We start from the raw sequence: 10,179 nt of genomic DNA, 5'->3' as shown, positions 1-10,179 counted from the left end.
CCGCGAACGCCGCGGCCAGTTCCCCGTGAACGGCCGGGATCGGCTGGCCGGTCAGCCCAACCCGGGGCAGAAGTTCCCCGGCAAGGCAGAGGCGGCGGTGCGCCTCGGCGGCGCTGATCCGTAGGCGGTCCCGCAGGAAGTCCGTGGTCCGCCGATACCCGTCACCCACCGGCCCAGGCTTTGAGCGATCACAATCATCGGCCGCGGCGGCCTGGGTTCGCGTCCGGTCGACCGCGCCCGCCGCAACAACCTGCAAGAACTCCACCGCCCGGGCGAGTTCCTCCACGTCCCCGGCGAAAGCCGCCGCCTCAGTGAAACCCAGGACACCGGCGTCGTCGACCGCAGACGTGCAGGCCTCCCGCAGCGAGGCGGCGATATCCCCCAACGTAATACCGCCGCACCCGCCAGCGACCGGCCGGTAAGCCGGAAGAAGCGAAAGCGCCGAGGGAGTTCCCATGCACTAACAATGCCAAGGGGGTCTGACATTATGGGCCGCTGACCGCGAAAAAGGGCGGAACCGGCGGAACCGGCTAAATGAGCTAAGGGGCTCCCCTAGTCCTGGAGGAGCTCGAGGTCTTCCTCGTCGTCGACGGCCTCACGCTCGTCGTCGTCATCCTCGTCATCGTCCTCGTCGAGGACCTCCAACGGTGTGACTTCGCCGTACGCTTCGTAGAGGGAGTCGTCGTAGACTTCAAAAGCATCGGCAACGGCAAAAAACGCTGCCTCCACCGCCGGATCACCGTCGCTGCGCTTCGACGCTGCGGCGGCCAGATGCTCCTCCAAAGCGGAAGTGAGTGACTGAAGCGCGACACGCGGATCGATGCTCATGACTTCACGTTAGCCCGAAAAAGACGAAAATGGAGAGCGATGAGGGAACATTTTCTGAACAGCTCGGTCCGTCGGGAACGGGACTACGCACGGCAGTACGAATACCTCGTACTGACGGTCAGCCCTGAGGATTCCCTGCCCGAGGCGCGCCGCCTGCTGGCCGCCCACTCCGAATACGGCAAGTGGGAATTGGAGCGCAGCGTCCTCTACGTCGGCGGGAGCCGGCGCTTCTGGCTCCGCCGCAAGGTCATCCAGGTCCAGCGGACCGTCTAGACCCCAAAAACCCCTAAGCGGCCCCCAAGGAACCTGCTATTCCTCCACCGGTCCCAGCCACGAGTTCGCCACCGTGTTGTGCGCCGACTCGTCGTCGGACGGGTGGAACATCCCGGCCAGCACGTCCCGGTAGAGCCGCTCCAGCTCCGAGCCGCGGAAGTAGCTGGACCCGCCCGAAACGCGGATCGCCAGGTCCACCACCGTGCGGGCGGTCTCCGTGGCACGCACCTTGACTCCCACCAGCTTGGGGAACCACTGGCCGCCGTGGTCCGCGAGGGCGTCGACGTCGGCCGCCACCGTGGCGAGGTAGGGGTAGAGGGCATCCATGGCCATCGCCGCCTCCGCGACCTTCCAACGGATGTCCGGGTCCTGGGCGTAGCTGCGGCCGCCGTTCTTGTACGAGGTGCGCCGCTTGACCGCCTCCACGCCCAACTGCAGCGCGCGCTCCCCCAGGCCGGTGTACACGGCCGCGAGGAGCGTTTCGAAACAGGCGAAAATGGCGAAAATCAGCGGGTCCGCGTTGGGTCCCACCGGCAGCTTCCGGAAAATCCGCTCCGGCGGCACCACGGCGCCCTCGAGCAGCGTGGTGTTGGACTGGCTGGCGCGCATTCCCAGCGTGTCCCAGTCGGAAAGGATCCGGTAGCCGGGCGTATCCCGGTGGATGAAACCATGCACCAGTTCGCCCTCGCCGTCCCGGGCCGAGGCGTCCTTGCCGAAGATCCCCAGCCGGGTCCAGGCCGGCGAGAGGCTGGTGAAGATCTTCCGCCCGGTGAAGGCGTAGCCGCCATCGGGCTGAGGGGCGGCCTCGGTGCGGGAGTCGAAGAGCACGGAGTCGTTGCCGGCCTCCGAGTTCCCGAACGCGAAGATCTCCCCCTGCGCCGCCTCCTTCAGGATGAAGTCCAGGGAGGAATCCCCGCGGGCGGCCAGGACGTGGGCGACGCCGGTCCACACCAGGTGCATGTTGATCGCCAGTGCGGTCGCCGGTGCCGCCGTCGCGAGCCGCCGCTGCAGTTGCGCCGCCCCCGACAACCCGAGTCCCAGCCCGCCGTCGGACGCCGGCACGAAGATCTTCAAGTACCCGGCGTCGGCCAGGTCCTGCAGGTCTTCGGTGAAGAAGGCGTTGTCGCGGTCGTAGCCGGCCGCCCGGGCGCGGATCCTTTCCAGCAGCGCGTCGGGGAGGATGTCTTCGGGTGTCATGGCGTGCAGTGGCCTTCTGTCGGGGGCGGCGGTGGCGTTTAGTAGTTGGTCAGCAGGGTGTTCAGCACTCGCGCGCCGAATTTCAGCGAATCAGCCGGCACGCGCTCGTCGACGCCGTGGAACATGCCGGTGAAGTCCAGCTCGTCCGGCAGCATCAGCGGCGCGAAGCCGTAGCCGGTGATCCCCAGCCGGCTCAGCGACTTGTTGTCCGTGCCGCCGGAGAGCGTGTACGGCAGCACCTTCGCGCCCGGGTCCTCGGAGTGCAGCGCATCGATCATGGAATCCACCAGGTTCCCGGCGAACGGGACCTCCAGGGAGACGTCGTTGTGGACGTAGCTGACGTCAACGCCGGTGCCGGCGAGTTCGCGGACGATCTCGAGGACCTGGTCCTGCTGGCCGGGCAGCGTGCGGCAGTCCACCAGGGCCTCGGCCGACTCGGGGATGACATTGTGCTTGTAGCCGCCCTTGAGCAGGGTGGGGTTGGTGGTGTTCTGCAGCGTCGCGCCGACGAAGCGGGCCACGGTGCCGAGTTCCTTGAGGATCTTGTCCGGATCGTCGGGATCGAATTCGACGCCGGTGAGCTCGGTGACGCCATCGAGGAACTGGCGGGTGGTGGGCGTCAGCTCAATCGGCCAGCGGTATTCGCCGATCCGGGTGACGGCGGCGGCCAGCCGGGTCACGGCGTTGTCCGTGTTGATCTGCGAGCCGTGGCCCGCGCGTCCGTGGGCCACGAGGCGCAGCCAGGAGATGCCCTTCTCGGCGGTCTGCAGCAGGTAGGTGCGCTGGCCGCCGATGGTGGCAGAGAAACCGCCCACCTCGGAGATCGCCTCGGTGGCGCCCTCGAAGAGTTCGGGGCGGTTGTCGACGGCGTAGCGGGCGCCGTACGCGCCGCCGGCCTCCTCGTCGGCGAAGAACGCGAAGATGATGTCGCGCTTGGGTTTGCGGCCGGTGCGGGCAAAGTCTCGAAGGACCGAGAGGATCATGGCGTCCATGTCCTTCATGTCCACGGCGCCGCGGCCCCAGATCAGGCCATCCTTGAGCTCGGCACCGAACGGGTCCACGGACCACTGCTCGCGCAGGGCAGGCACGACGTCGAGGTGGCCGTGCACCACCAGGGCGGACGCGGAGGGATCCTCGCCGGCCATGCGGGTGACGACATTGGCGCGGCCCGGGGCGGACTCGAAGATCTCGGCTTCCAGCCCTACCTCGGAGATGAGGCCGGCGGTGTATTCGGCCGCGGCCCGCTCGCCCGGACCGGATCCGTCACCGTAGTTCGAGGTGTCGATCCGGATCAGCTCCTGGCAGATCCGGACGACTTCATCTTCGGGCCGAATGTTCGTCATCTCGCTCCTCGTGGCAGTGGCTCAGTGCTCCGTTCAGCCTACCCACAAGCCCCGATTATTTGTTTTCCGAATCCCCGTGCTAGAGTCTTTCTCGCTGCTTCCGAGAAAAGCAAAACGCTGAGAGGCGGAAATCTTCCCGGAAATACCACCTGCGCGGGTGGCGGAATGGCAGACGCGCTAGCTTGAGGTGCTAGTCCTCGAAAGGGGGTGGGGGTTCAAGTCCCCCTCCGCGCACAAAGGGAAATGTCCCGGAATTCACTGCGAATTCCGGGGCATTTCTTTGTTTAACACGGCGGCAAACATGAGAGCCCGGTGCAACGACAGTGTCAGGGCATGGAAAAGGCCGCGCACCCTCGCGTGCGCGGCCTTCGGGCCGACGGGCCACGGCCCACAGGCGCCCAGAACCCCTAGACCCCCAGCAACCCCGCCGCGTCCTGACCGGACAGCGCGGCCAGCACGCGGGGCCGCAGGCCGGGCCACTCCTCGGTCAGCAGCGACAGGATGACGAAGTCGCGCCACAGCCCGTCAAGGTTGCGGGAGGACCGGCGCCGGGTGCCCTCGGCCGTGAAGCCAAAGCGCACCAGGGAGGAGAGGGAACGCTGGTTGCGTGCATCGACGTCGCACTCGATCCGCCCCGCACCGCAGGAGAACAGCCAGTCCAGCAACGTGATCTTGACCTCGTGGTTGACCTTGGCACCCCACAGCTGCGGATCCAGCACAGTGCGGCCGATCTTCACGCACTCGGTGCCGCCGTCGTATGAAGTGATGCCCGTGGTGCCGACGAACCGCGACTGGCCCTCGGGCAGCTTCTGGTACACCGAGAAGATCTGCAGTCCGGAGAACCGGCGTTCCACGAAGGCGGTCAGTTCCGCATCCCCCACGGGCCGGGCCTCGCTGTCGCTGAAGCCCTGTGACCAGATCACCTCCTGGCCGAGGAGCCGGGCCAGGGGCTCGATGTCCAGTGCGGTAAACGGTGCAAGGACGAACCTGCCGGAGACTGTTTCCAGGCTCGGCAGAGTGTCGGGGATGAGCAGCGCCATTGCGGCCTTTCTCGTGCGCGGTGAAGCGACGGGGAGGATGGTGTCGAAGGCCGTTTTTTATGTGCAGAATTGCGGCGGCAAGAGAAATTATCACCCCGGTGGCACCGTGCGCAACGACACGCTGGCGGACCCTCCGGTGAGGGTTTCAGGTGGCCCCGTGAGCCTCGCCGAGCAGCTCGTGCAGGCCCGCGGCGCTGCGGGCCAGGCTGAGGCCCGGAGTGGCGGCGATCAACGGCAGCAGGAGCCGGTTTTCCTTGTCCAGGTGCAACGAGAAGACGCGCTGCAGGGCACCGGCGACGACGGCGGCCGCCACGCCGTGGGCGGCCCTCAGCTCCTCCAGCAGGCCGACGATCACCCGATGCTCCGCGAGCATCCCGTCGACCAGCAGCGTCCCCTCCGGCAGCGCAGCCGCCCCCGCGTACAGTGCGTCCTCCTCTGCGAGCGCGTGCGGGAGGAGCTCGTCCTCACACCATTCGACCAGGACGGCATGTGCCTCGTGCTCCCCTACCGTGTCCCCGGAAGCCACCGCATGGATGAGAGCCTCCGTGAGCTTCTCCAGGCGCCGGTGCATCCCGGCGTGGTGGGCGGTGACGGCAGCGAGGGCCGCGTCGTCGTCGGTGGTCATGGCATCTCCCTCTCCGGTAGGACGATCCGGGACGGTGCGCCCACTGTAGGTCCGGCGCCCGCGCGGAGGACAGGACCGTTGGGCCCGTGTTTGGGTTGTTCCCGGCCGGCCGCGCTAGCGTTACTGCCTATGGTTGACCTCGAACACTTCCGGCGCCTCCTGACCGAGGAGCGGGACCGCAAACTGGCTTTACTCCCGGCACTGCGCCGGGACATCAGCTCCGTCAACGCGGCCCGGCAGGATGCGAACGTCGACGACGAGCACGACCCCGAGGGTTCGACCATCGCCTTCGAGCTCTCCCAGGCCTCGGCCCTCATGGCGCAGAGCCGCGAAAGCCTCGCCCAGATCGAGGCCGCGCTGCTGCGGATGGACGAGGGCCGCTACGGAATCTGCGAAGTCTGCGGCGGCCCCATCGCCGAGGGCCGGCTCGAGGCCCGGCCGTGGACTCCGTACTGCATCAACCATTCCTCCGGAAAGGCCTAGCCCCTTTATGCACCCGACAGCCGCCGCTGCCGCCCCCTTACTGAACCCCCAGTTGAACCTGACGGCAGCCGACGCCGCCGGGACCTGGTGGGACCGCATCATCGCCGGGTTCGGCCACGCCCCCTCCCCCGTCGTGACCGCCACCGAACTGTGGCTGGTGATCGGCGTCGCCGTCGCCGTCTCCATCCCCCGGGCCAGCTGGCGTTACTTCGGCCTGCTGGCGACCGTCACCCACGAACTCGGCCACGCGTTCGCCGCGCTGATGACCGGGCAGCGGCTCGGCGGCATCCGGTTGAGCCTGGATCACTCCGGCACCACCACCAGCTACAGCCGCCGGCCGCTCGCCGCCGTGTGGTCCACGTTCTGGGGCTACCCGGTCCCCGCTGTGGTGGGCGCCGCCATGGTGTGCTGCGGGTTCACCGGCTGGGGTCCGGCCGCGATGTCGGTGGGGACCCTGATCCTGATTGCTTCCTTCCTCTTCCTCCGCAACGGGATCGGCATCCTGATCACCGCGGTGGCCGTCCTGGCCGCGGTGTTGCTGGTGCTCTTCGTTCCCCCGTCCCTCATTGGCCACGTGATGATCGGGCTGGGGCTGGCCCTGCTGGTCGCCTCAGTCCGGGACCTCGGCAAGCTTGCCGCTGTCCACACCCGGCACCGCAGCCGGCTGTCGACGTCGGACGCGTACCTGCTGGCGCGCGCCACCCGCATCCCGGCGCCCGTGTGGCTGGTGCTTTTCGCGGTGGTCGTCGCGGCGGCGTGGTGGGCCGCCTGGCAGCCCATGGGTCCGGTGCTGGCGGCGCTGCCCGGCTAGGCTGCCGGAACGCGGTGCTCCCGGGCTTAGGCTGGGGGCATGAGCGAAGACACGACGACGAACCAGGCCTTCAGCACGAAGGGCGCCTATGTCACCGGAGGGGCAGAGTTCACCCGGGACACCAACTACATCGAGGACCGGATTACCCGTGACGGTGCCCCCGGCGCCAACGGCGAACCGGGCTGGCCGGTGGAGGCGGGCCGCTACCGGCTGATCGCCGCCCGGGCGTGCCCCTGGGCGAACCGCACGGTCATCGTCCGCCGCCTCCTGGGGCTCGAGGACGTCATCTCCCTGGGCCAGCCCGGACCCACCCACGACTCCCGCTCCTGGACCTTCGACCTGGACCCGGACGGCAAGGACCCGGTGCTCGGCATCGAACGGATCCAGGACGCCTACTTCCGCCGCTTCCCGGACTACCCGCGCGGCATCACCGTCCCCGCGATCGTGGACATTCCGAGCGGCGGGGTGGTCACGAACAACTTCCCGCAGATCACCCTGGACTTCTCCACCGAGTGGACCGAGTTCCACCGCGACGGCGCTCCGGACCTCTACCCGGAAGCCCTCCGGGAGGAGATCGACGCAGTCAACAAGCGCGTCTTCACCGAGGTCAACAACGGCGTCTACCGCTGCGGGTTCGCCGGCTCCCAGGAGGCCTACGACGCCGCCTACGACCGGCTCTGGACCGCCCTGGACTGGCTCGAGGAGCGCCTTACGGGCCAGCGCTACCTGGTGGGAGACACCATCACCGAGGCGGATGTCCGGCTCTTCACCACGCTGGCCCGCTTCGACGCCGTCTACCACGGCCACTTCAAGTGCAACCGGCAGAAGCTGAGCGAGATGCCGGCCCTGTGGGGCTACGCCCGCGACCTTTTCCAGACCCCCGGGTTCGGCGACACCACGGACTTCGTCCAGATCAAGCAGCACTACTACATCGTTCACGAGGACATCAACCCCACCGGAATCGTGCCGAAGGGACCGGACACCTCCGTCTGGCTGACCCCGCACGGCCGGGAGGCCCTGGGCGGCCGCCCGTTCGGCAACGGCACGCCACCGGGACCCGTCAAGGCCGGCGAAGAGGTCGCCCCGGGCCACGGCGCGGCCTGACCGTGGCGGAACAACGCCCCAGTTTCCCTTCACCCACCGCGCCCCCATCCGGTAACCCGTCAGCTAACGCCTCGACATCCGGCTCTTCCGCTTCAACTGGCCACGCCGCGCCGGAGTTCGCGGCCGTCCGGGAGCTCTTCGACACGTTCCTGGCCGCAGACCCCGCCTACAGCGCCCAGCTGGCCGTCTACCGGCACGGCACCAGGGTCCTCGGGCTAAGCGGCGGGCCGGGACTGGCCGCCGACAGCATCACCGGCACCTACTCGTGCTCCAAGGGCGCGGGCGCACTGGTCATCGCCCTGCTGGTCCAGGACGGTGTCCTGGACCTGGACGCACCGATGGTCAGCTACTGGCCGGACTTCGGGGCGCACGGCAAAGACACGCTCACCGTCCGCCAGGCCCTCTCGCACCAGGCCGGGGTCCCGGGAATCCGCGGCGGCTTGACGCTGGCCGATTTCCCGACGGCGGAGGGCGGGCGGCGCCTCGCCGCCGAGGCGCCGCTCTGGCGGCCCGGGACGGCCTTCGGCTACCACGCCCTCACCATCGGGATCCTGATGGAGGAACTCTGCCGCCGCGTGACGGGGACCAGCCTGCAGGAACTCTTCGACGAACGGATCCGGCGGCCCCACGGCGTGGACTTCTTCCTGGGCCTTCCCGAGGACCAGGAACCCCGCTACGTGGACGTCCCCTATGACGAAGAGCCGCCGGCGGACCCGTTCAGCCTGGAGGGGATCACCAGCAACGCGCCGGTGAGCACCATCATGGAGCTTCCCAACCACCGCACCATCCGCGCCGGCGGCATGAGCAGCGCCGGTGGCGTGGGCTCCGCGGACGGGCTGGCCCGCCTCTACGCCGCGGCGCTCACCGGCGTCGAAGGCGGCCCGGCCTTCCTCACCCCCGCCACGGTCGGCATCATGGCAGAGGAACAGGTGTGGGGACTGGACCGCTGCTCGGCGCAAAGCAACGCGTTCGCCGTCGTCTTCATGAAACCGCAGCCGGAGCGCGACTTCGGCAGCGCCCTCGCGTTCGGGCACGAGGGCGCCAACGCAGCCCTCGGCTACGCGGACCCGGCTTACGGGATCGGCTTCGGCTATGTCCCGCACCGCGCCGAGGAGGGCCGCACCAACGGCAGGGCACAGCGGTTGTCCGCGGCGATCCGGAAGGCCTGCGCCTCCGCCGACGTGTAAGGCCGCCGACCTGGAATCCCAGGGTGGAGCCCGCCCCGGCGCCGGCGGTTCCGGCCGCGACGACGATTAGTCCAGTTGTCGCAGGCCGCCCCGGACCCTAGGGTGGGCCGGATGGCTAGTGACGAGAATACCGACGGCGCGAGCCACCCCTCCCGGTTCGACAAGGCGCTTCGCGCGGTGCGGGCCAGCGTGTCCGCGGCCCTGCTGTGGCCGCGGCTGCAGCTGGCCATCAAGGCGGCGTTGGCCGCGGGTATCGCCTTCGCCATCGCACCGTTCATGCCCGGCTCCGCCGCGGACTACCCGTACTACGCTCCGCTGGGCGCCCTCGTGGCCATGTATGAGAACGTGTCGGGTTCGATGCGCCAGGGGGTGCAGACCCTCGTGGGCCTGGCGATCGGCATTGGCCTGGCCTTCATGCTTTTCAGCCTCGGCCAGCCGTCCCCGTTCACCGTTGCCCTGGTGATGGGCCTTGGCGTGGTCCTGGCCGGCCTGCCGAAGATCGGTTCGGGCAGCGACTGGATTCCGACGGCGGCGCTGCTCGTGCTGCTGGTGGGCGGCCACAACCCGGACAGCTTCTCCTTCGGCTACCTGGTCCAAATGGGCGTCGGCGTGACCGTGGGGATCGTGGTGAACCTGCTGGTCTTCCCGCCCCTGCACTTCAAGGCCGCCGCCCTGAGCCTCGCCGAACTGCGGCTGGCCCTGGCCCGGCAGCTGTGGGACATGGCGACGGCGCTGGAGGAGAACTGGCCGCCCGAACACGAGGACTGGGCCCGCCGCTCCGATGCGCTCGCCGCCCACACCCGCTCCGTCCGCGCCGCGGTGCAGAAGGCGGACGCGAGCCGGCGCGCCAATCCGCGGCGCCGGCTGCACCCCCGCGACGTGGACGCGGACTACCGCGACCTGCGGGACCTCGAACGGCTGACCTTCCACATCCAGGACGTCACCCAGGTCCTCTCCGACGTCATCTGGGCCAGCGATCACCCGTTCGTGATCCCGTCCGGCCAGGAAGCACCGCTCGCCGCCGCCATGGCCCGCGTGGGCGACGTCCTCCGGTCCACGGAAGAGGAGGACTGCGAACGGCAGGCCGAGCGCATCGCCGAGGCCAACGCCGCCGTAGACACGCTGACGCAACAGGTCTCCGACGGCGACCACACCCCCGGGGCCCCGAACGCCGTCGAGTCCGTTCTGCTCAGCCTGCACCGCATGCTGCGGGTAGTTAAGTCCTCCGCCCGGGACTAAGTGCCCGGGAGCCCTTAACGAACGACGGCGGCCGTCCCCGAGGTGGGGG

At 68.9% G+C, this 10,179-nt stretch carries 11 protein-coding genes, 1 tRNA gene and 1 pseudogene; 7 read left to right on the top strand and 6 right to left on the bottom strand.

The genetic code is table 11. The annotated features are described in order from the left end of the window. Positions 1 to 457 (bottom strand): annotated as a pseudogene (locus tag AB0305_RS21390) (hypothetical protein); the annotation flags it as partial. A 95-nt stretch (positions 458 to 552) separates the two neighbouring features. Continuing rightward, a complete protein-coding gene (locus tag AB0305_RS21385) occupies positions 553 to 828 on the bottom strand; it encodes a hypothetical protein (protein WP_290257853.1) in 276 nt (91 codons plus the stop codon). Between the two features lie 39 nt (positions 829 to 867). Between AB0305_RS21385 and AB0305_RS21380 the strand changes: the two genes are divergently transcribed. Next, complete coding sequence (locus AB0305_RS21380; RefSeq protein ID WP_290257854.1) at positions 868 to 1,101, top strand: DUF5703 family protein; 234 nt, start codon at positions 868 to 870, stop codon at positions 1,099 to 1,101. 36 nt (positions 1,102 to 1,137) lie between these two features. Here AB0305_RS21380 and AB0305_RS21375 read toward each other — a convergent pair whose 3' ends face one another. Together AB0305_RS21375 and AB0305_RS21370 are read right to left on the bottom strand one after the other, a co-directional pair. Further along, on the bottom strand, positions 1,138 to 2,298 hold the full coding sequence (locus AB0305_RS21375; RefSeq protein WP_364137342.1) for an acyl-CoA dehydrogenase family protein: 1,161 nt from the start codon (positions 2,296 to 2,298) through the stop codon (positions 1,138 to 1,140). Between the two features lie 38 nt (positions 2,299 to 2,336). Beyond that, positions 2,337 to 3,641 carry a M20/M25/M40 family metallo-hydrolase gene (locus tag AB0305_RS21370; RefSeq protein ID WP_364137344.1) on the bottom strand — a complete coding sequence of 435 codons (1,305 nt, stop codon included), beginning with the start codon at positions 3,639 to 3,641 and terminating at the stop codon, positions 2,337 to 2,339. A 151-nt stretch (positions 3,642 to 3,792) separates the two neighbouring features. Between AB0305_RS21370 and AB0305_RS21365 the strand changes: the two genes are divergently transcribed. After that, positions 3,793 to 3,875 (top strand) — tRNA-Leu (locus tag AB0305_RS21365). A gap of 173 nt (positions 3,876 to 4,048) precedes the next feature. Here the strand turns inward: AB0305_RS21365 and AB0305_RS21360 are convergent. Together AB0305_RS21360 and AB0305_RS21355 are read right to left on the bottom strand one after the other, a co-directional pair. Then, positions 4,049 to 4,681: a GNAT family protein gene (locus AB0305_RS21360; protein WP_364137346.1), complete on the bottom strand. Its 633-nt coding sequence runs from the start codon at positions 4,679 to 4,681 to the stop codon at positions 4,049 to 4,051. A 145-nt stretch (positions 4,682 to 4,826) separates the two neighbouring features. Further along, positions 4,827 to 5,306, bottom strand: a complete 480-nt coding sequence (locus tag AB0305_RS21355; RefSeq protein ID WP_364137348.1) for a hemerythrin domain-containing protein — start codon at positions 5,304 to 5,306, stop codon at positions 4,827 to 4,829. Positions 5,307 to 5,435: 129 nt separating this feature from the next. Between AB0305_RS21355 and AB0305_RS21350 the strand changes: the two genes are divergently transcribed. From AB0305_RS21350 to AB0305_RS21330, 5 genes are all read left to right on the top strand, one after another. Next, on the top strand, positions 5,436 to 5,789 hold the full coding sequence (locus AB0305_RS21350; protein ID WP_366173967.1) for a TraR/DksA family transcriptional regulator: 354 nt from the start codon (positions 5,436 to 5,438) through the stop codon (positions 5,787 to 5,789). 7 nt (positions 5,790 to 5,796) lie between these two features. Next, on the top strand, positions 5,797 to 6,600 hold the full coding sequence (locus tag AB0305_RS21345; RefSeq protein WP_364137352.1) for a M50 family metallopeptidase: 804 nt from the start codon (positions 5,797 to 5,799) through the stop codon (positions 6,598 to 6,600). A 39-nt stretch (positions 6,601 to 6,639) separates the two neighbouring features. Further along, complete coding sequence (locus AB0305_RS21340) at positions 6,640 to 7,704, top strand: glutathione S-transferase family protein (RefSeq protein WP_290257861.1); 1,065 nt, start codon at positions 6,640 to 6,642, stop codon at positions 7,702 to 7,704. Between the two features lie 2 nt (positions 7,705 to 7,706). Continuing rightward, on the top strand, positions 7,707 to 8,891 hold the full coding sequence (locus AB0305_RS21335; protein ID WP_364137354.1) for a serine hydrolase domain-containing protein: 1,185 nt from the start codon (positions 7,707 to 7,709) through the stop codon (positions 8,889 to 8,891). A 111-nt stretch (positions 8,892 to 9,002) separates the two neighbouring features. After that, on the top strand, positions 9,003 to 10,130 hold the full coding sequence (locus AB0305_RS21330) for an aromatic acid exporter family protein (protein WP_364137356.1): 1,128 nt from the start codon (positions 9,003 to 9,005) through the stop codon (positions 10,128 to 10,130). Positions 10,131 to 10,179 lie beyond the last annotated feature (49 nt).

The organism is Arthrobacter sp. NPDC080086, from assembly GCF_040702285.1.
The sequence above is the reverse complement of the archived record's forward strand: the minus strand, read 5'-3'. Positions and strand labels throughout refer to the sequence as shown.